We start from the raw sequence: 23,051 nt of genomic DNA, 5'->3' as shown, positions 1-23,051 counted from the left end.
TGAAGAATCTGTGAGCGTTGCGAGAAGTTCCTGCGGCAGTTACACCGCCAGTAGCTTGAGCAGCGCCAGGGCCGCGACGGTTTGCAAGGCGCCGACGCTCAGGCCGTAAGCGAGGAAGCGCCGACCCTGGCGCATGAAGTTGCCGAAGTTCAGGCGCAGCCCGATGGCGGCCAGCGCCGTGGTTTCGAACCAGGTGGAGACAAAATGCGCCCCGCTGGCCCAAACCGGCGGCAGCGTCACCGCGGAGTTGAGGACGCAAAGAATCAAGAAGCCCAGCACGTACCACGGGACCGGCAGCCGGCGCTTGGCCTTGGCTGGCGCCGGTCGTGTGGCGGCAGTTGCGCCGGCCACGTGAGCGTTGGCCGCACCGGCCGCCGCTGGTTCGTCGCCGACCGTCGCGACACTGGCGGCTGCCACTGGTTCGTCGCCGACCGTCGCGACACTGGCGTCTGCCACTGGCCCGTCGCCGACCGTCGCGACACTGGCGTCTGCCACTGGGGTCGCCGGTGTCACCACGGCGGTCTCCGTCATTGCGGCGGCCTGGATTGCTGCGGCAGCCTCGGCCGTTGCGGCAACCGTGGTCGCCCCATCGTCGGCCGCCTCCGTCGCCGTTGCCACCGTCGTTGTGGCAGCCGGTGTCGCCCCGACTGCCGCTGCCGTCGCGGCCGCCTGCGACCGCCGCACCTTCTGCGTGAACAGCGTCACCACCACGACCAGCATGATGATGCGGGTGATTTTGAACAGCATTGCGTAGGACACGACTTGGGGGCTGAGGAGGCTGGCGCCGGCGACCACCTGGCCGACCGACTGCAGGGTGCCGCCGAGCATCGCGCTGGTCGCGAGGATGTGGCGACCGAAAACGGCCTGGCCCAAAAACGGCAGCGTCAGCATCATCACCGTGCCCAACAGGTTGACCAGCGTGATCGTCTCGCCTTTCTCGCGGTCGTCGGCACCGATGGCCGGGGCGATGGCGCCGATCGCGCTGGAGCCACACACGGCGTTGCCACCAGCGAACATCAGGCTCATGGTTTCACCAAACCCCAGGCGCCGCCCGATCAGGTAGGCGCCGCAGATCACGGTGGTCATCATCAAGAGGACGTACACCAGGCCGCGCCACCCCATGTGGGCGATGGTCTGGAAGGTGACGGTCAGCCCGAGCAGCACCACCGAGTACTCGAGCAGGCGGCTTTCGGCCAGCTTGGTGCCGGCACCGAGCCGCGGGTGCCGGCAGAGGGTGTTGCCCAAGACGATGCCGAGAAGAATTGCGAGCGTGGCGCCGCCGAGCTGCGGCAGCCAAACGGCGAGGCCGGTCGCGGCCAGGGCGACGGCAAAGGACAGGGTGAAGCCAGGCAGGACTTGTTTGAGACGTGGCATGAGAATCCTTTCGGGTGCGTTTTGAACCGAGTATACCTGGGATTTAATATCAGTGGATATCATTGTTATAATATCAGTAATCACAAAAACGGATAGCAAGGAGTCCCGGATGAAAAATCTGACCACGTTCAAAACGGTGTACGAAACCCGCAGCTTCAGCAAGGCCGCGGCCCTGTTGTTCATCGCCCAGCCGACGGTGTCGGCGCAGATCAAGCAGCTGGAGGCGGAGTTCAATACCCCGCTGTTCATCCGCAACGGCCGCGGCCAGCTCGGCGTGACACCGGCGGCCACCCAGCTCTACCAGGCGGCCAGCGACATGCTGGCGAGCTGGGCCCAGGTGCATGAGGCGCTGGTCGCCGGGCCGGCGGTGCGGCACCTGCGGCTGGCCGCCTCCCACACCTTCGCCACGGCCCTCTTGCCGCGGCTTTTGCCCGGCCTCTACACCCAGTTTCCGGCGGTGCGGTTCTCGGTGGCGATGGCCAACTCCTACGCGGTCCAGACCGCCGTGGCGCAGCACGACGCCGACCTGGGCGTCATCGAAAAACCGCTGGTGACGACGGGCCTCGACCGCACCCCCTTGATGGCCGATCAGCTGGTGCTGGCGGGGGCCGGCGACCCGTTTTTGGTGCGGGAGCCGGAGTCCGGCGTCGCCTACTACACCGCGCGGTATTTGGCCGAGCACAACGCCCAGGGGCCGCAGCTGACCGTCTCCTCCAACGCGATCATCGTCGCTTTGCTCCAGCAGGGCTTCGGCCGCTCGCTGCTGTCCAGCCGCGCCGCCGCAGGCCTACCGACCACGCCGCTGGGGCCCGACTTTGTTCGGCACTTCTACCTGCTGACCCGCAGCGGCGATTCGGCCGTGGCGCCGGTGGCCGCGGCCATCACCGCCTGGGCGGCCGCTTGCTCGGACTGAGTGGCCTGGCCGGACTGAAGGCGCCTGTTCGGACTGAGTGGCCTGGCCAGGCTGAAGGCCGCCGTTTCCGATACGGAGGCCGGTCTAGGCTGAGGCGGCCGGTCCAGACTGAAGGTAGGCCGCTAGCCAGGCGGAAGGGCAGGCGGCTGAAGCCCCAAGACGCAAACACGGCCCCTTGCAGCAATCGCGCTGCAAGGGGCCGTGGCTTTTTTGTCTAGTAAACGAAATCAAGAATCAGCCAGCCGAGGCCGGTCAAGACGATCAGGCCGATGATGTTCAGGCCGAAGAAGTCGAGGAAGAACTTGCCATTCTGGTGGTTGCCGAAGTTCGTGTATTCCTTGTAAACCAGCAGGTTGTTCATCGAGCCGATCACGGTGCCGAGGCCGCCGATGTTGGAGCCCAGGAACAGCGCCGCCGACATGGTGGTGAACTTGCCGATCAGGACGGTCGACGGGACGTTGCTGATGAACTGGCTGGAGACGATCGACGTCAGGAATACCGAGTGCTCGGAGGTCATCAGGCCGGACACGAGGTTGACGACCCAAGGAATCTGCTGCAGCACCGACACGATGACGAAGAAGCCGGCGAAGGTCAAGACAATCGCGTAATCGACGTCGCACATGATTTTTGGTGCCAAGGCGATGGCCAGGATGATGGCGGCAATCGCGCCGACCCAGGACGGCAGAACGTGGAAGACCCCGGCGAAAATCACCAAGGCGACGATACAGGTGACGACGGTCGGCCGGGCCTGGATGCGGATGTCGCGGAACGGCACCGCCGGAATCGGCTGCTTTTTGACGAACAGGCTGAAGCCGAACAGCAGGGCCAGGCTGGCAATCAGCAGCGGAATCGACCAGCTGAAGAAGCGCAGACCATTAATTTGATAATGGTTCATGAGGAAAATGTTGTGCGTGTTCCCGAACGGCGTGAACGCGCTACCGAAGTTCGCCGCCATGCCGATCAACGTGACCGGCAGGACCTCGGGCAGCTCGTACTTCTTGGCGATGCGCAGGTACAGCGGCACCAGCGTGATCACCGTGACGTCGTTGGTGAGAAACATCCCGGCGACGACGGCCAGACCCAAAAACAGCCAGGTCAGCTGGCGTGTGTTTTCGGCCTTGGTGGTGAGGCGGTAGGCGAAGTAGTCAAGGATATGTAGGTGCTCGAAGATCTGAATAATCGTCATCATGGCCAGGATCGACCATAACGTCGAGAAATTGATGTCCGCGAGCTTCGGCTTGGCAAAGAACAGGCTGATCACGGCAAGTGCCGCGGTGATCTGGAGCACCCGGTCCCTTGCGATGTTTCTGATTACGGTCATATTCACACTCTCCAAAATGACTCAACAGTACCATTTTGCGCTTATTCTGTTGCGCTGACAACGGCTTTTGTGTAAAAGCTATGTAAATCTCATGCCAGCCTAACAATCGCAAAAATGTCAAAAAAGAGGGTAAGAAACGCCGAATAAATCCCGTCAATTCGGCATTCGTCTCTGAAATGAAAATTATGAAACCGTATTCTACAAAAAGCGGTGATGTGTAAAAAACACGTAATAACCTGTTACAATGTCGTTTATTCGTAAACAGCAACAGGATTATTCGGGCGAGCGAAGGCGGCGGCGTTGACCGGACCGGGCCGAATGTGCTAGCTCAACCGGTCGTCGATGGCAGAGGCCGGCGGCAAATTCGGTGTCCGGGGATTGCCACGGTGCGGCGATCGGCCCGGCGTGTCTTTGCCCAGCATTCGGCCAGCGGCAGCGATTCACGGCCTTCACCCAAAGCGCGTGAGCTCGCGGTGGCGAAAGTTAAAGGTGTAAAGCTTCGGACGTGATAAGGGGTTTCGGCAACCGGCGCGATTGCGTCACACCGGGATTCGGGCTGCGGAGCCACCGCTGCCACCACGATAGTTCAGGTGATAGGCGGTTTCTTTCGCCAGACTATGGGAAGCGGGGGTGACAAGTTTATTTCTATATAAATGGTCACCGCCAACTCCGTCTCAACGGATCACTGATGGGCAGAGACCGCCGAAAGTACTAATAGTTAATATTCAGATATTTATTTTTAAAATTTCAAATCCCGTAAACCGGATTATTCAAATGTGAATTTTTTTGGGGGTGTTCAGCCGCTAGAATTAAGAGTGTAGAAAAGATGTTGCAGAGCCGCCAACCGGTTCACATACACAAACATGGAGGGATTTCCTTATGAAGAAGAACGTTAAACTTACCGCACTTGCCCTGTTCTCCACCCTGGCCTTGACCGGTGTCATGGCGGCCAACAGCGTTTCCGCTGACACAGTTGATCCACAAACAACGCCGGCCGTTGAAACGGGTCACGCTTACGTGACCTTCACCCGTAACTCCACCACCGGCCCGCTGAACCCGGGCAAGCCTGGTGAAGGCGAGACCGAAACACCAACGAACGAAACCGGTGCGCTGACGCTGGATGCGATTCCGACCAGTCTGAACTTCGGGACGCAGGAGGCCTCGGCCACCAACACGGTGATCAACCTGCTGGCTTCCACTGATAACGATCGTGGGATTTCTCCTGCCGGCCCGGCAACTACCGATGTCAACGACGGCACGGAACGTGTGGTTTACACCCAGGTGACCAACTTGCTGCCGGCTGAAGTGACGACGGTTGATGGGACCAAGACTTCTACTCCGGTTAACTGGAACTTGAGCGCTCAGCTCAGTGGTTTCACGACTGACACCGGCGCTGAGTCGCTGAAGGGTGCCAGCATCGTGATGAAGTCTGGGGTTAACCAGAAGCTTTCCGACGATGGTGCGGCTTGGATTGCGCCAACGAGCGCAACACTGAGTGACAACATCGTGCTGAGCGCCGGCGGTGATGCTGTGAGCTACGCCAGCGGTGACGAAAACGGGATTTTGCAGCAGGTTTGGAACACTAAGAATGTGACCCTGAACGTGCCGACCTCTGCACAGACGATCGGTAACTCGACCGCAACGGTAACCTGGACGCTGACCGCTACGCCAACCCACACAGCTAACAACTAAGCACATCAAGACGGTTAATATGGTAGACTATATTTGCCTGAAATGAGGTAATTATCGACGACGGGGATGGGGACATGATCAAGAAATGGAGCGGAAAGGTTGCTGTGTTCGCGGCAATCTTAGGCGTGGGGCTTACCACGACTAGCGCGGTACATGCAGCAGATGGGACTGGCGGCGTTAAGTCGGTTCCCTTATCAGTTATACCGGTCGCCAACAAGTATTCCGTTGGCACCAACGCCGGCTTCTTCGACCTCAAGATGAAGCCGGGACAGTCAACTGAGCTGCAGGTTAAGCTAGCCAATACTGGTAGCAAGCCGCTGAAGGTGCGAGTGGACGCAACGGCGGCCACCACCAACAGTAGCTCGCAGGCCGACTACACGAAGACGTCCACGGACTACGATGCGACACTAACCTACCCACTACCGACGCTGATTCAGATTCCCAAGGCTTATCGTAATCTCACGATTCCTGCTCGCACCACGGCGCTGTACCATATGCCGCTGACAATGCCCAAAAAAGCATTTAAGGGTGTCATTCTGGGAGGACTTCACGTTCAACCGGTCACAACGACCAGTGCCAAGAAGGGTATCAGCAACCAATACGCCTACGTGATGGCGATTCAGCTGAGCAATGGGACAAGTCAAAAACCGGATCTCCGGTTGAAAGGTGTTTCAGCGGGACGTGCGGATTCGCAGACCAGTGTGAATGCCACTCTGCAGAATTACCGGGCCAGTCTGCTTCTGAACGGGACAATCAAGGCCCATGTGACGAAGCAGGGGCAGAACCGAACGTTGAAGTCGCTTCAGGTCAACAAGGCCTCGGCGGCTCCGAATTCTCACTGGACAGTCAAAGTCCCTTGGACCGGCGCTATCGCCCCCGGTGATTACACACTGCACTTGACCTACCGTTCCACGGACAAGCAGTTCTTTAGTGCCCGGACCTGGACGTTCACCAAGAACTTCCACGTCTCGGCGATTCAAGCCGCTCAGTACACGCTGGCGGAAATGCACATTCCGTGGTGGGTCTACCTGATTCTACTTCTGATTCTTCTGCTCTTGATCGTGCTCATCATCCTGCTCCTAAAACGGAGAAAGAAGGAGGACAAGCATGAGGAGACACCTGCAAGTTAAAATTCTGCTCGTAGCGCTATTCGCGATGGCTTCCGTTGTGACGACCGTTGTCTCCGCTGATGATAATCAGACGAGTCAGGCCTCGGTCACATTCACCGGCAAAGCCCTGAACCCGCGGGATCCGACCCTACCGCTGACCGGCGGCGGTGGCACGACCAGCGGCAACTCGGGCAAAAAGGCCGAGCCGACCGTGGTGGTCACGACTAAAGCCGAGAAGACCAAGGTCAAAACCGCCCAGACGGCGACCAAGACCACGGCTGCGACAACGCAGACGCGGCTGCCGCAAACCGGCAGCGTGACGCTACCGGCCGCGGCAATCATTGACTTGGCGCTGTCCGGTCTCGGCCTGGCCGGCTGGACGCTGCGCCGCGACGCAACATTAGCTGAATGAAACTGAAGAAGCGCCGGGCTGCCAAGGTCTTGGCGCTTCTTTTGGCCATAACAGGAGGGAGGGGCCGCAGATGCGAGCCTGGCGCTGGATCAATCGGATACTCGCCGCCGCGGTGGTGGTGCTGGCCGTCGTCGCCTTGGCACGGCTGGGCTTCACCGCCTATGCGGCCCGGGCCATTCGGCCGCAGCACGTCGCGGTCGGCCGGACCACGACCAAATCGGCCGCGGCCAGTGAGCCACAGCTGGCGCTATCCGGTCTGCGCTACCGCACCGGCCGCGACTTCCTGAACCGCCCGGCGCTGGTGGTGTCCTACCACCTGCGCAACCGCGGCGGTGCGGCCGCGCTGCCGTCCTACGTGCTGGACAGCACCGTGAGCTTTCTCCAGCAGACTCAGACGGGCCTGACCGGGGTGTTGGCGACCACGACGCTGGCGACCGGTCAGCTCAGCATGCTCGCGCGGAATTACGCCGAGAATGCCGGCATCAAGCTCAAGGCCGGCGAGGCGGTCAAGGTCATCGCCGCGTATCGGCTGGAGAGCTTGAACTTGCCGGTGACCGTGATGATCAACGGCCATCAAGACCGCATCCTGCGGCCCTGGCAGCTGAAGGCGGTGACGGCCGATGAGTAAGAAGCGCAACCAATCCGGCCCCGAACGTGCGGCCCTGCCGCCGACTAGCTCGCGGAGGCCACGGCGCCGCTGGTGGGTTCAGGCCCTGGCCTCGGTGCTGCTGCTAACCGCGGGGTTGGCCCTGGCCGCGTATGTGTTTCAGGACCAGCTGACCGCGGCGCTGATCCGCCGCAACCGTGTGGCGGTCACTACCGCCACTGTGACCCAGGCCAAGCGCCGGGCGACGACTACGACGCCGAGCTATGATTTTGCCCGCGTCAAGCCGCTGTCTCTGGCCGGCCTGAGCCAGGCGGCTTTGGCGCAACACGCCGTGGCCGCCGTCGGCAAGCTGGTGGTGCCGGATGTCGGGATGAACCTGCCGATTGCCCTGGGCGTTGGCGACAACGTGCTGGCCTTCGCCGCCGGAACGCTCACCGCCAATCAGGTGATGGGCCACAGCAACTACGCGCTGGCCGGCCACCACGTTCACACCGACGAGGCCCTGCTGTTCGGGCCGCTGGTCCGTACCCGCGTCGGCACTCAGGTCTTCGTCACCGACATGACCCGCGTTTACGCCTACCAGATCTACGCGAGAACCTACATTCGCGCCACTCAGGTCGGGGTGCTGAATCCGACCAAGCAGCCGGAACTGACGCTGGTTACCTGCGACGACGACGGCACCGGCCGCCTGGTCATCCAGGCCCGGCTGATTGGCGAGACCACGGTCGCCAAGGCCCCGCAGTCGCTGCAAAAAGCGATTGCGAAAAATGATTGAGCGGTGGTTGCCGATTGGTCAGGGCCGCGCAGCGGGTGAGCCCGGCCACCGCGTCACGGTCCTGGCCGCCGACACTGACCGACTGCCCCGACCAACGGCTCTGGCCGCCGACACTGGCCAACTGCCCCGACCAATGGCACCGCCCGACGACACACGCCGGGACGCACGATCAACGCGTCGGTCACCCGATGAACGACCCGAATGAACAGGATGCACAAAGCCTTTTTAGCAAAGCTGGCGGTAACTGCCGCCGGTGATGCGCTATGATTATCTTATACAAACCCACGGGAGGAATCGCCATGCGCAATCTTCATGCGAAAACTAAAAAGCCGCTGCGGCTCAGACTGATCACCCTGCTGGCCACCTTGATGGCCGTCGCAGGCAGCCTGGCCGGTGCGGTGCCGGTTGTCCTGACCGCCGCGGCGATTCCGGGGAGTATCAAGATGGACACGACGGACAAGACCAGCAACAGCTATGTGGCGGGTCAGACAGTCAATGTCAAGGTTGTTGACAGTGATGCCAGCGTCGGTCGCACGGTGACCTATGATCTCGGTGCAGCTAACTTAACGACGACGACCGATACCTTGAAGGCCGGACTGACTGCCTTCGACAGTTCTGTGACAGCGCTGGACAATGCCAAGTTCACGATGACGCAGTCCGGCAGTAAGGTGACCGTGGCTTACAAAACCAGCGGTACCGTGTCGTATGCGATTCGCGCGACGGCCGGGCATTTTGCCCAGAGCACCAGCAGCAACAAGTCTACACTGACGGCGTCAGTTGGCGGCGTCACCGCCGGTTCACTGAGTTTGAGTGAGGCGTACAGCATGGCCAACCCGACCCGGTCGGCGGATGGCTATCGGTTCATTCCGCGGTCGGTCGGCAACGACGTCGATGGGGCTCCTTACACGCTGTCGGAATTTCCACTTTTCTACTATACGCGGGGATGGCTCGACGGGACAATGCAGTATGCGACCTTGTACGATAACGCCTCCAGTAATTCAACGTCGCTGTTGAAGTACGCGATGGGACTTGGATCACTCAGCGGTGGCGGCGTGACGGCCGGCAACGGAGCGGTCCCGGCAGGATTCTTCACTGATTATTACACCAACGTCGCTGGGGTTCCAACGCTCGTCCCGACACTTTCCGGCATGATACCCTTCCAGAGTTCAACTTTGATCAGCTACAAGACCCCTGTGGGTGGGACCATCGGCAACACCGGCTCCTACGCGCGTCTAAACACCTCTCTTTTTAGCAAGAATTACTATATGCCTAACACGCCAACCCTCCCAACCATCAGCCTGGATGGCTTAGGGATGCCTCTATGGAATAACACGAAGAGCTCGGCCAACAAGGGCCTCCAGCAGTACACGGTGGTCGGCAAGACCTTATACCTCAAGTTGTACCAGGTGAAGTCGCTGAACGTGATTGATTCGGTAAAAAACACGTCGGTTGCGAACGTCGACGCTGAGTTCGCCGATATGCAGGCCAAGACGACCGCTGGTGGTGACGCCGAAATCCAGCCCAAGGGTTACACGACAGGCTCCGCCTTTTACTGGGGTGTGGGGACCGGCGACGGCAACCAGCCGCTCTCGAGCCTGAGCTTCACCAACAGCGACCAGTACTACCTACCAGGCGGCAAGTTCACCATCGGCCTGGATTCAACGACGGGCAAAATCACCTCGACTGCACCAGCCGGTGTGACGAAAACTGTTGCCGCCAAGGCAGATTCACGCCTTGAGACCCTGAATGTCTACGTGACGCCGCTGAGCAGCCTGACCGATGCACAGAAAACCATGCAGATTAAGGCGGTCAACACGGCTACCCCGACCGAAGTGGTGCCCGGCGAGCAGTTTACGCTCAAAGAGCTGAACAACACGACCGATGCCGTGGCCGGCGGCGACCAAACGACCGCCACCAGCACCGGTCTGGCCAGCTGGAGCGTCCCGAACACCTTGCTCGGAACCCAGACGCGGTACGTTTCCTTCAAGGCGACGGCGCCAAGCGGTTGGGCCGCGCCAACCAAGACTTACTATGCCAAGTGGGAGCTGGGCAAGGGCTTCACCGGCGTCAACACCGTTGGGGCGACCGGCAGTTTCGATACCACTGTCGACAGTGTCTCGATCGACAACGGTCAGCTGGTGGTTGGTAACACCAAGCAGGCGGCGGTGAAGACCTACACGATTGAAACGGATTTTTCTGCCAAAATGCCCACGGCTCCGACCAGCTCCGTAACTAACTTGCCAGGCATTCCGACCTATGCGTATGGTAGTCTCAAACACCTGACCGGTGTTGCGGTTAATCTTTTGGGTATGGGTGCAACCAGCACTGGCAAGACGCTGAGGGTACCAGCTCAGGCCGATGGGATTCTCGATGTCACTGACGCCCAAATTGCCAGCCTGTTTGGCACCACCGCCAACACGATTGCGGCCGGAACGACCTATGATGTACGAGTGACACTTGACGCGACGAACGCCAAGTACGCAACCCCGGCCGACGCCGCAGAGGCAAGCATCAGCGGCTTCACTAATCCCCTGCCTCGTACCGTCAAGTTTACGTTTGGTGGGAGCAATGATGGCTTTTCGACCTACATGGCAGAGACCAACACGGATGCCTATAAAATTAATGATCACACCTATCTAGATGCGGCCAATCGAAGCAATGTGAGCGTTGCTAAAGGAGGATTAGCGGTCATCTTGCGGCGTGATACGATTGTTGTGCAGGGCCATACGTTGGATGACAAGATTGTTGGCCTGCTCGGAGCCCAGCTCCAGCTGACCTTCTACTCGGATGCCGCCCGGACCAAGGCTATTGGTCAGGCCCTCGTCGCCAGCGACACGGAGAACGGCGAAATTGTCTTACCCGATCCGGACACATTACTGGGTGGTAAGGGAATAATTGTTCCTAACACGCAACTTTACGTGCGGCTATCTGAGCCCACGCCATTTGCTGGTTACAGCAGTCTGGCAGAACCGATTGACTTTGACTACAACCAGTTTTTCGGCTATCAGATGGCTAGCGGCTTTGACCCGAGTAAAACCAAGGTGGAGCAGGGTGATGGTAGTCAGGTGCTCCTCACTTACAGCAATACGGACGGATCGGTGACGAATAATTCTCAGATGTACGTCAGTTCCACCACCACCATCACCCTCCAGCAGGAGCTCCAGACGGTGCCGACCCTGACCACGCACCCGACGGACCTGAACTTCGGACAGACCGTCATGGTGCCTTACGCGCAGCGCCAGGCCCTGAAGACCGGCGCGACCAAGCTCGCCGGCTGGAATGGGACCACGCCGCCGACCGTTCTGGCCACGAACCTCCCGACGGACCTCAGTGCCGCCAGCGGCAGCGGCGTTCTCGCCGCCACCGTCGAGGCGCCGACCGCCGGCGGCTGGCGCCTGAGCGTCACCGGCAACACGATGAAGCCCGAGGCGACCAGCGGGGACCTGACCGGCGCCGACATCAGCCTCGGCGCCGTGACGACCTACTTGGGTGACGCGACCAGCGCCGGCGCCAAGGTCGCCGGCCTGTCCGGCACCGCCAACCAGACGGTGCCGCTGGACGGCACCAAGCAGACACTGGTGGAGAACCTCGCGGGTGCATCCGGCACCTACCGGATGCTCTGGGACGCCAAGAACGTGTTCCTGAACCTACCGGCCAACGCCGGTGCCAGCGACGGTGACAACTACGCGGCCGACATGACCTGGCAGGTCGAAGTCGCACCGTGATTGGCAATCAAAACGGCACCTCCCGAGTTTATCGAGAGGTGCCGTTTTTGCGTCTTGAAAAGGGGGGCCGCTCGCCAAGCGGCTGTGTCGCAGGTCGTTCATATTGTGAACCGCCGGCGTTAGCCCGGCAGTCGCTCCGGCGGCGAAGGACCGCGTAGCTCTGGCCACCGTCCGAAAATCGGGTGGGTGGTCAGCGCTGGCGGCAAGCAACCGCGCAAGTTCAACGCTGCAGCCCGGAAGCGGCTGAGTGAGCCGAGGCCCCCGGCGGTGAGGTAACCACCGTACAGGGCTGCTGCCACTCGCGGGAACTGGCCGCAGACTGCGGCCAGTCGCGAGCGGCCACTACCGGTTGCTCAGCAGGTAGAACACGCCAAGCGCCAGTCCCGCCAGCACGATAATCAGGCCGGCGACCAGCCACGGGGCCAGAGCGAGGCCGTGGCGCGTCGGGGATTGGGTGCTGCTGGTCGCGGCCTGGGTGACCGCAGCCTTGACTGCGAATCGGCGGGTGAAGTGCCAGGTTTTGGCGCCGGCCTTGGCCGTGATGGTGGCCTCGTAGCGGCCGGCCGCTAGTGTCGTCGGGGTCAGCGCTACCGGAAAGGCGAAGACGCTGTTTGGCGCCATGCGCAAGCCGCTGACCTGGCGGTGAAGGACCACCTTGGTCGAGCCGACCCGGGTGATCGCCGCCTTGACGTTCAGGTCATTGACGATGGTCGCCGCGGTGTTTTCAAGCTTGGCGGCGACGGTCACACCGCTGCCGGTGGCGGTGGCCGCAACCTGGTTCAGCCGTAGCTTGGGCGCCGGCAGCGGTTTGGTCTGCCGCAGCTGCAGACCAATCACGTAGGCGACCTGGCCGGCGTCGGCGCCATCGGCCTGCTGGACGCGGATGCCGCCCAGCAGAATCCCGGCGAAAGACGTCTGCGGGACGGTCAGCCGCAGCGCCACGGTGGCCACCTTGTGTGGGCCGACGGTGACGGTCTGAACCGCCGGCAGCAGCGTCTCGATGTTGACGGCCAGCGACTTGGCGGCCGGCAGATCATGCTTGGTGTAATCGATCACACCGGTGGCGCTGGTGGCGGCGCGGTTGACGGCGACCTGGTAGCGATGCGACGCCGCGGTTTGATTTTGCACCTTGATGTGCAGCGTCTGCTCGCTGCCCGGCGTCACCCGCAGGTCGAGGTAGCCGCTCGCCCGGTCGATCTGGTTGCTGGGAAAAACCGGCGCCACCGCGAAGGTCGCGGCCTTAGCCGTGGCGACCGGCCACAGCAGCACCGCTGCGGCAAGCAGGAACAAAAAACTGGCCAATCGTTTCATAAAAAGCGTCTCCTTTGACTTTGGTTCCAGTTTACCAGTCTGGCTGGCGAGTTGCGACGGCAAGGTGATGATTCCCATAATCAGGCGCCGGCACCACGCCTGGTCGGCTTTTGAAAGACTGAGTTGCGAAAAACGGATTGCCTCCGGTCACGGTCGCCGAATTGTGCCTTGCGGTGTTATTCTAATGCCATTGCGGCGGCCTCCGCCGCGGTGGGACAACCCGTGCCGGCCGCAAAGCAGAATATGTGCATTATATTTCAATAATCATCTTGAAAAATGAGCGAAATCAACTAAACTGGACGTATAAAGTTCATTAACTGGGGGAACAGTTTTTCGGGAGTGTGACCAATCTGAGGAGTGGGTCACATGCAACGAAATGAACAACGTGCTAAATTAGCTCGGGCGACGTACCAGGAAAAACGTCACTACAAGATGTTCAAATCTGGTAAGGCCTGGGCAGTCATGGGCATCTCTCTGTTCTTTGCAGGGAGCCTTAGCTTCGTGCGGCCGGCCAGCCCGGTCCACGCTGCTGAGACCACTGCGGTTCAGACGGCGACGCCCCAGGTCACCATCCAGAATCTGACAGGCACCAGCGCGACCGGCAACGTCTTCGACGTTGCCCTGGCCGCCGGCTTGGTGGCTCCGGACTGGACAGCTGAAGATTTCCAGACCACTGCGGTTGCAGGCCTTGATGGCCAGTACACCGCCACTTTGAGTACCCAGGGCCTGGCCGCGTTGCAGGCGGCCAACCCGGCCCAAAAGCTGACCGCGACCGACGTGAAGGCCGGAACGCTGACGGTGGCGCAGCCGAGCGATCCGCAGTCGGCCGCGGCAACCGACGTTAAGGCCGCGGCCGCCGGTGCCGTTACCGGACAGACCGTGGCTGACCGGACCGTGACGACCGCCGTCCAAGGGGCGACCGTCGCAAGCGCGACCGCGGTCAAGACTGCCGGCACCAGTGAAACAACAAGTTCAACCGAGGCGACGCCAAGCGTTGCGCCGGTCGATTCGCGTGACAAGACGGAGACGACCGATGCAGCTGATGCGGCTGGTACCGCGACCACGGCTGCGGCCAGCGGCGTGAGTGCGTCTAGTGCGACCAGCACGGATGCAACGACTGGCATTGCCGATTCCGCCAATGCGACCGACGGCAGTGCCGATGCCACCGCAGCCGAGCAGGAGACTGCTCAAGAAGCGACCGCGGCCAAGCGTTCGGCTCAAAGCGTCGCATCTGAAACGCCTCAGACGCCGGCCGCACCGACCGGAACTACGCCGTCGAACGCGTCGACGGCCACGCTGACCCCTTCCGCGACAGAAGTTGGCTACCAGTCCGGGCAGACTGCACTCCAATTCACCATTGATATGAGCGTCAAGCAGGGCGATGTGGTCACTGTCACGCTGCCGGCCGACACGGGCGTCTTCATGTACAACCGAATCGCAGACTTCCAGTCCCCTGATATCGGTAGTTCGAAGATGGTCAAGAACGCGGATGGCAGCCGAACCGTTACCACGACGTTTAAGCAAGGGGGGACCTTCCAGCAGATCATTTATTACGATCTGCGGAGCAATTACATCGGTCAGGAGAAGCCGGCCGATTTTGTTGGCGTCCGCCAGTACACCGCCACCGTTGACGTTAACGGGGTGCAGACCGGTGAGGCCAGCTGGACCGCCACGGCCACACCGACGGCCGATGTGAAGTCGCCGACCCGAATCCACCCGGGAACGAATATCGATAAAATTCTCCCGAACGTGGACTATGTCTGGGAGCTTGCGATTAACGAAGACGATGGGGTCTTCGATGACTCGGAGGATTCGAAGCGGGTCAACTCCGCGGTCAACCACGGCACCGTCATCACCGTGCCGACCCCGGCTGGGTTCGTTCTGAACGCCGAATTAACGGCAGCGGTCAACGCCTTTGATGACGGCACGACCATTACCCAGGCCGGTGGCGCAGGCAGTGATGTGATTATTACGGTGCCGAAGGGCGCTGGGGGTCAGAACTTCCAGGGCCAAGCACCTTACCGGATTGCCGGACAGTTTGATTTGACACAGACGACCGATGATCAGACCCTGACGGCGGCCGGTCCCGTGGTCATGGTGCAGCAGGTTGATTCGGCAGGGACCAAGTGGACCTTCACGGGTGCGACCTGGACGGCCACGCTACTGGGCACCGCCGCTGGGAGCCAAGGCGCTGTTGCTGAGTACGACGGCAAAGGTAACTCCAGCAGCAATGACGCAAAGTTGGTTCTGGACGCCGATCCGACCAACGACCCGGCCTCTTTGTTCAGACTTGCCGCGACCTATGACGGTGCGGCACCGGCGACAGACGCCACCATTACCATCACCGTTCCGGATGGCATGAACGTCAACAAGATCCAGACCCCGGCAGGCACGGCGACTTACCATTGGTACATGCCGGGAACTAAGAGCTACAGTTATGTCCTGACGTTGGCCGACGGTACTACCGAGACCGGCACGGTTGCGGCCGGTGAGGCGATTACCAGCACGGGCACAATTCGCACCGCTGTGTTGACCCCCGACTACCTGGTTCCAGGGGCTCAGACTGACTTTTTCACGGCCTACGGGCACCTGTCGGCCACCTATGATAACGGCGATGCGGTGCAAGTTGGCGCTCAACTGATTGCGACCATTACCTTGGATGCGCCTGGCATCGACGCCGCAAGCAATAAGCCCGGGAAGGTTACCGAAACGGTGGTTGAGCCAACCGGTTGGATTCACGTGATTGGGTACGATTCACGTCCGAGTGATCCCGGGACGAACACGCCGGGACAGGGTCAGGACAGCAAGATGTATGTATCCCTGGCCGGCAACAGTGGCCAGACCACGGATCTGATTTACGAACCGATTTTCTACTTCGTGGTGCCGAGTGCCTTTGTCGTTGACGGAGTGAACTACGCACAGGATGCCAAGATTACAACGACAGAGATTGAGGGCGGCAGCACGGTGGTGAAGGTTGACTTCACCGGGACCGGTGAATCAGTCAACACGGCCACGATTACCACATCTAATCTGCAGGTTGTCATGCACAACGCGCCTGATGCAATGGCCGGCGACTATCATTTGCGGGCTTACGTCACAACGCCGAACACCCCGATTTCACAGACCACCAAGGTCACGAACCTGGCTGAGACGCTGGGTGACGCGGATGCCATCGAAGTTGACGCAGATGGCCTTGATTGGAAAATTGAAACCATCGAAGGTACTTACGAGTCCAGCGTCGCGCAGGGGGATGATCTGTCGCCGACCGACGCCGCGACCATCGATAAGAACAGCACCAACCCGATGACCTTCTACACCGCCGTGTTGAACACGGCCGGCCAGGGTGTCACGGATGCCGCAGTCGCGGTCAACCTGCCCGAGGTCGGCGACGACCAAGGCTCGACCTACACGTTCCGGCTCACCGGTTCCGTGCAGCTGCCTGACGCGCTGACCCTGCAGGACGGTTCTACCGTTCCGCTGACCGGTGCCAAGGTGCTGTACTCGACCAGTCGCTCAACGCTGAGTGGCACCACGCCGGACCTGACGGGTTACGTCGAGGCCGATGGGGTCACCAACTGGGCTGCGATTCGCTCGCTGATCATCGTGCTCGGCGACCTGCCACAGGCCTCGACCACCGGCCGCATTGCCATTGTCGGCACGGTCGAGGACATGAAGAATCAGGCACTCACCACCGGCTACATCTCGACGGCCCTTTACACGGCCGGCAACACGGTCTCGGTTTACGACAAGGCCGCAAGCCTTGCCATCACCGGCGAGTCGACCATCTACGCTCGGGCGCATTACGTCGACGCCGCCGGCAAGGACCAGTACGTCGCGTTGACGGACTTGAACAAGACGCTCAAGGACAAGATTGACACGCTGGAAAACGACTACCCCGCCACGCTGTCGGCTGCCGATCTCGCGCTTTTGCCGGAAGGCTACACGCTGCGAGCCAACTCGCTGCACCTGGTCGACGGTGAGGACGACGGCGTTGCCGCATTCGGCCAGACCGTTGTCGACAACTTCGACGGCGACTTCGCCCAGTACGAGCTGGATCAAGAAGCTTCTTTGGACGTGAGCTACGTGGATGATACCACGGGGGACACGGTCTCGACCCTTCCTAAGGCGGTCTCCGGCATCGTTGGCCAAACCGGCACCTACACGACCGTTGTGCCGAGCGGCTACGTTTTGGCCAAGGATCAGGCCAGCACGGTCGCCTACACCCTCACCGCGGATGAATCGGACAACCTGACGATCCACCTAATTCACGCCACCACGACTGATACGCTGGAAACCGTTCGCACCATCAACTTCACCGTCGCGAACGACCCGAAGCTCGCGCCGGCAACGGTCACGCAGACGGCGAATTGGAACGTGGTCACGGACAACCAGACCGGGGTCACGACGTACACGCTGGATAAACCTTACGCGGCTTACACCGCGCCGGAAGTCAAGGGTTACAAGATTGATGGCGACAAGACGCTGACCGGTGGCGTGGTCGGTGAGTCGACGACGACCGAGCCGGAGGACACCACGGCGGTGTTCAACTATGTGCCCGACACCGTGACGGTACTCATCAAGTACGTCGACGACGACAACAACGGCGCCCAGGTTGGCGAAACCGAGACGGTGAGTGGCCTCAATGGCGAGACGACACAGGTTGTGGCAAAATGGCGCCCTGGCTATTACTTTGCCCCGGGTACTTACGACATCAACAACGTGACGCTGACACCAACCCCTGGTGTCGTGTTGTTTCACCTGAAGCACGAAATCACCCACGGCACGAAGACGACGACTCGGACCATCACCTACGCCGGTGCTGGCACTAAGACGCCGGAGCCAGTCGCCCAGGTTGTGACCTGGAACACCTCGACCGACTTGGTGACGGGCCAAACCGTTGCGACGGCCCAGGATGGCTACGCGGCGGTTGAGACGCCGACCATCGAAGGTTACACAGTCGACAAGGCTAGCGTCGACTCGGCCACACTTGCGCCGACGACGATTGACGCGTTGAAGGACACGGTGGTGACGGTGACCTACTCGGCTGGTACTCAGACGGTCAACGTGAAGTACGTCGATGACGCCAAAAATGGCGCTCAGGTCGGCGAGGTTACGACGTTGAGCGGCGACACCGACACCACGGCCGACTGGACGGCTACAGTTCCGGAAGGCTACGTTCTGGCTGACGGCCAGGCCGCAAGCGGTTCGGTAACCTTCGAGCCGGGTACCGGCGACGTAACCATTCACCTGACCCATGGCATCACCCACGGCACGAAGACGACGACTCGGACTATCACCTACGCCGGTGCTGGCACCAAGACGCCGGAGCCGATTGTACAAACTGTGACCTGGAACACCTCAACCGATGTTGTGACGGGCCAAACCGTTGCGACGGCCCAGGATGGTTACGCGGCGGTTGAGACACCGACCATCGCCGGCTACACACCGGACCCCGCCAACGTTGATGCGGCCACACTTGCGCCGACGACGGTTGACGCGCTGAAGGACACGGTGGTGACGGTGACCTACTCGGCTGGTACTCAGACGGTCAACGTGAAGTACGTCGATGACGCCAAAAATGGCGCTCAGGTCGGCGAAATCACAACGCTGAGCGGCGACACCGACACCACGGCCGACTGGACGGCTACGGTTCCGGAAGGCTACGTTCTGGCTGACGGCCAGGCCGCAAGCGGCACGGTGACCTTCGAGCCGGGTACCGGCGACGTAACCATTCACCTGACCCATGGCATCACCCACGGCACGAAGACGACGACTCGGACCATCACCTACGCCGGTGCTGGCACCAAGACGCCGGAGCCGATTGTGCAAACCGTGGCCTGGAACACCTCGACCGACAACGTGACGGGCCAAACCGTTGCGACGGCCCAGGATGGCTACGCGGCGGTTGAGACGCCGACCATCGCCGGCTACACACCGGACCCAGCCAACGTTGATGCGGCCACACTTGCGCCGACGACGGTTGACGCTTTGAAGAATACCGACGTGACGGTGACCTACACTGCTGATGGACAACAGGCCACGGTTCGTTTTATCGATGATGTCACCGGCAAGCAGGTCGGCACGGATGCCACCCTGAGCGGTGCCACTGATGAGACGGTGGCCTGGACCGCGGATGGCACCGCGATGACCGCGGCTCACACGGGCTGGCTGGATTGGCAGATGCTGGGTTACAAGCTGGCGGAAGGCCAGGCCGCAAGCGGCGACTACACTTTTGCTGCCACCGGTAACGCGCCGCTCGTGATCCACCTGACCCACGCCCAGACCGTGGTGCCAGCCGCCGTCACGACGACTTACACCGTGGTTTACCAAGCCGGCAACGGCAAGGACCTCGGCCTCGCCCCGAAGACGCAGACCGTGGCTTGGCAGGCGACCACCGATAATGTGACTCATGTCACGACCTACACGCCGGACAAAACGGCGCTGGACTTGGTGGCCTCGCCGAGCGTCACCGGCTACACCGCGAATGCGGCGACCGCTTTTGGCACGGCGCTGACCAGCACCACGACCAAGCCAATTGACGTCACCACCACGGTGACCTACTCCGGCACCACGCAGTTCGCGCAGTTCCTCTACATCGACGATTCGGCCACCACGGCCGGTCGCCTAGTGATTGTGAACCGCGATCAGCGCAGCGGCGCCACCGCGACGACCGGTACCTACCACGTGACCGTGCCGGCCGGCTACCTGCTGGCGGCCAATCAGGGCGACACGGTTGCCTACGAGATTCCGGCCAGTGATTTCAGTCTTTACCAGATCCACCTGGTTCACCAGGTGACGCATGGCACCGCGACGACCAAGCGAACCATCACCTATGTGGGTGCTGGCACCGCAACGCCGAAGCAGGTTGTTCAAAATGTGACCTGGAACACCTCAACCGATGTTGTGACGGGTCAAACCGTTGCGACAGCCCAGGATGGTTACGCTACAGTTGTCACCCCGGCCATCGCCGGCTACACACCGGATGTGAAGCGTGTCGACGCGGCAGCTCTGAACCCGACGACCATCGACGCCCTGAAGGACACCGCAGTGACGGTGACCTACAAGGCCGATATCCAAACAATCAATGTGAAGTACGTTGACGACGCCAACAAGGAAGCTCAGGTCGGAGAGACCGGCACTTTGAGCGGCGCGACCGACACCACCGGTGACTGGACGGCTACGGTTCCGGAAGGTTACGTACTGGCTGACGGCCAGGCCGCAAGCGGCACGGTAACCTTCGCGGCAACAAACAATGACGTGATTATCCACCTGACCCACGCGGTCACCCACGGCACGGCGACGACGACTCGGACCATCACCTACACCGGTGCTGGGACGAAGACGCCAGCGCCAGTCGCCCAGGTTGTGACCTGGAACACCTCGACCGACAACGTGACGGGCCAAACCGTTGCGACGGCCCAAGGTGGCTACGCGGCGGTTGAGACGCCGACCATCGCCGGCTACACGCCGGACCTGGATAACGTTGACATCGCCACGCTGGCGCCGACCACGGTTGACGCTTTGAAGGACACCGCAGTGACGGTGACCTACAAGGCCGATACCCAGAAGGTCAACGTCAAGTACGTCGACGACGCGAACAACGAGGCCCAGGTTGGGGACACCGAAACGCTGAGCGGTGCGACCGACACCACCGGTGACTGGACGGCTACGGTTCCGGAAGGCTACGTACTGGCTGATGGCCAGGCCGCAAGCGGTTCGGTAACCTTCGAACCAGACGCTGATGACGTGATTATTCACCTGACCCACGGCATCACCCATGGAACGGCGACGACGACTCGGACCATCACCTATAAGGGTGCGGGGACGAAGACGCCAAAGCCAGTCGCCCAGGTTGTAACCTGGAACACCTCGACCGACAACGTGACGGGCCAAACCGTTGCGACGGCCCAGGATGGCTACGCGGCAGTTGTCACCCCGACCATCGCTGGTTACACACCAGATGTGAAGCGCGTCGACGCGGCAACTCTGAACCCGACGACCATCGACGCCCTGAAGGACACCGCAGTGACGGTGACCTACAAGGCCGATACCCAGAAGGTCAACGTCAAGTACGTCGACGACGCGAACGACGAAGCTCAGGTCGGAGACACCAAGACCCTGAGTGGCGCAACCGACACCAAGGCAGACTGGACGGCAGAAGTGCCGACCGGGTACGTTTTGGCCGATGGTCAAGCCGTAAGCGGCACGGTGACCTTCGAACCAGGCATGAGCGACGTGATCATCCACCTGACCCATGCGGTCACCCACGGCACGGCGACGACGACTCGGACCATCACCTACACCGGTGCTGGGACCAAGACGCCGGCGCCAGTCGCCCAGGTTGTAACCTGGAACACCTCGACCGACAACGTGACGGGCCAAACCGTTGCGACGGCCCAAGGTGGCTACGCGGCGGTTGAGACGCCGGCCATCGCCGGTTACACGCCGGATCTGGATAACGTTGACATCGCCACGCTGGCGCCGACCACGGTTGACGCTTTGAAGGACACCGCAGTGACGGTGACCTACAAGGCCGATACCCAGAAGGTCAACGTCAAGTACGTCGACGACGCGAACGACGAAGCTCAGGTCGGAGACACCAAGACCCTGAGTGGCGCAACCGACACCAAGGCAGACTGGACGGCAGAAGTGCCGACCGGGTACGTTTTGGCCGATGGTCAAGCCGTAAGCGGCACGGTGACCTTCGAACCGGGCATGAGCGACGTGATCATTCACCTGATCCACGCGGTCACTCACGGCACCGCGACGACGACTCGCACCATCACCTACGTGGTGAATGGCGCGGCGACCGCCCCGGCACCGTTGACGCAGACGGTTGACTGGCTGACCACCACCGACGTTGTGACGGGTCAAACCGTTGCGACGGCGCAAGGCGCCTACGCCGGGGTCACCAGCCCGACGATTGCGGGTTACACCCCGGATCAGACGACGGTGGCCCAGCTGGCTCCGGATCCGACCGCGACGCCGAGCGACACTGCGGTTACGGTGACCTACACCGGCAATCAGCAGAAGGCGCAGATTATTTTCTCCACGCCAAGCATTGTGACACTGGCCGTCGTGAACGCGACCGGTGCCTCCGACTCGGCGGTTCCGGATGCCGAGTGGTCGACGCTACTTGCGGCGTTCATCGCCAGTGGCTACCAGGTCCAGAAAAACGAGGCGGCCGGCGCAACGTTCGATCACGACGACGCGGTTGAGCAGCGCTTCGACATTGTCCTAATCCGTCCGAACACGAACCCAGGCGGTGGCGATACGACGAACCCAGGCGGTGGTGATACCACCAACCCAGGCGGTGGCGATACCACCAACCCAGGCGGTGGCGACACGACGAACCCAGGCGGTGGCGACACGACGAACCCAGGCGGCGGTGACACGACGAACCCGGGCGGCGGTGATACCACCAACCCAGGCGGCGGTGATACGACGAACCCAGGCGGTGGCGACACGACGAACCCAGGCGGTGGCGATACCACCAACCCAGGTGGCGGCGATACCACCAACCCAGGTGGTGGCGACACGACGAACCCAGGTGGCGGTGACACGACGAACCCAGGTGGTGGCGCCACCACCAACCCAGGCGGTGGCGATACCACCAACCCAGGTGGCGGCGATACCACCAACCCAGGTGGCGGCGACACCACCAACCCAGGTGGCGGCGATACGACGAACCCAGGCGGTGGTGATACCACCAACCCAGGCGGTGGCGATACCACCAACCCAGGTGGCGGCGATACCACGAACCCAGGTGGCGGCGATACGACGACTACCCCTGGCAAGGGGACGGCGACGAC

Annotated in this window: 11 protein-coding genes and 1 pseudogene; 8 read left to right on the top strand and 4 right to left on the bottom strand. The window is 61.4% G+C overall.

Annotated elements, in window-relative coordinates:
* Positions 1-39: 39 nt before the first annotated feature.
* Positions 40-531, bottom strand: a complete 492-nt coding sequence (locus tag NUH19_RS13170) for a putative sulfate exporter family transporter (RefSeq protein WP_420844667.1) — start codon at positions 529-531, stop codon at positions 40-42.
* Positions 532-666: 135 nt separating this feature from the next.
* Positions 667-1,374, bottom strand: a pseudogene (locus tag NUH19_RS13165) (YeiH family protein); the annotation flags it as partial.
* A 109-nt stretch (positions 1,375-1,483) separates the two neighbouring features.
* Here NUH19_RS13165 and NUH19_RS03560 point away from each other — a divergent pair.
* Entirely contained in the window at positions 1,484-2,287 is an 804-nt protein-coding gene (locus NUH19_RS03560; RefSeq protein WP_262315176.1) for a LysR family transcriptional regulator, read from the top strand.
* A 214-nt stretch (positions 2,288-2,501) separates the two neighbouring features.
* Here the strand turns inward: NUH19_RS03560 and NUH19_RS03555 are convergent, their stop codons facing one another.
* Positions 2,502-3,608 (bottom strand): SLC13 family permease, encoded by a 1,107-nt coding sequence (locus NUH19_RS03555; protein WP_262315175.1) that lies wholly within the window; start codon positions 3,606-3,608, stop codon positions 2,502-2,504.
* Positions 3,609-4,487: 879 nt separating this feature from the next.
* Here NUH19_RS03555 and NUH19_RS03550 point away from each other — a divergent pair.
* From NUH19_RS03550 to NUH19_RS03525, 6 genes are all read left to right on the top strand, one after another.
* A complete protein-coding gene (locus tag NUH19_RS03550) occupies positions 4,488-5,300 on the top strand; it encodes a WxL domain-containing protein (protein ID WP_262315174.1) in 813 nt (270 codons plus the stop codon).
* Between the two features lie 74 nt (positions 5,301-5,374).
* Positions 5,375-6,430 (top strand): WxLIP family cell surface protein, encoded by a 1,056-nt coding sequence (locus NUH19_RS03545; protein WP_262315173.1) that lies wholly within the window; start codon positions 5,375-5,377, stop codon positions 6,428-6,430.
* The gene (locus NUH19_RS03540) at positions 6,408-6,821 is read left to right on the top strand and encodes a hypothetical protein (protein WP_262315172.1); all 414 of its coding nucleotides are present in this window, start codon (positions 6,408-6,410) and stop codon (positions 6,819-6,821) included. Before NUH19_RS03545 ends, NUH19_RS03540 begins: the two co-directional genes overlap by 23 nt.
* Positions 6,822-6,891: 70 nt before the next feature.
* Positions 6,892-7,449, top strand: a complete 558-nt coding sequence (locus NUH19_RS03535; protein WP_262315171.1) for a DUF4352 domain-containing protein — start codon at positions 6,892-6,894, stop codon at positions 7,447-7,449.
* Positions 7,442-8,203, top strand: coding sequence for a class A sortase (locus NUH19_RS03530; protein ID WP_262315170.1), 762 nt, complete (start codon positions 7,442-7,444; stop codon positions 8,201-8,203). The genes NUH19_RS03535 and NUH19_RS03530 overlap by 8 nt, the downstream gene beginning before the upstream one ends.
* 299 nt (positions 8,204-8,502) lie before the next feature.
* The gene (locus tag NUH19_RS03525; RefSeq protein ID WP_262315169.1) at positions 8,503-11,928 is read left to right on the top strand and encodes a WxL domain-containing protein; all 3,426 of its coding nucleotides are present in this window, start codon (positions 8,503-8,505) and stop codon (positions 11,926-11,928) included.
* A gap of 342 nt (positions 11,929-12,270) precedes the next feature.
* On the opposite strand, the gene NUH19_RS03520 is transcribed toward NUH19_RS03525, so the two are convergent.
* Complete coding sequence (locus tag NUH19_RS03520; protein WP_262315168.1) at positions 12,271-13,239, bottom strand: WxLIP family cell surface protein; 969 nt, start codon at positions 13,237-13,239, stop codon at positions 12,271-12,273.
* 366 nt (positions 13,240-13,605) lie between these two features.
* Here NUH19_RS03520 and NUH19_RS03515 point away from each other — a divergent pair.
* A partial coding sequence (locus NUH19_RS03515) for a mucin-binding protein (protein ID WP_262315167.1) occupies positions 13,606-23,051 on the top strand: 9,446 nt, incomplete at its 3' end.

The sequence above is a fragment of the Lacticaseibacillus parakribbianus genome (assembly GCF_025490915.1).
In the GTDB taxonomy this organism is placed as follows: Bacteria; Bacillota; Bacilli; order Lactobacillales; family Lactobacillaceae; genus Lacticaseibacillus; species Lacticaseibacillus parakribbianus.
Note: the sequence above shows the minus strand (reverse complement) of the source record. Positions and strands in the feature narration are given on the sequence as shown.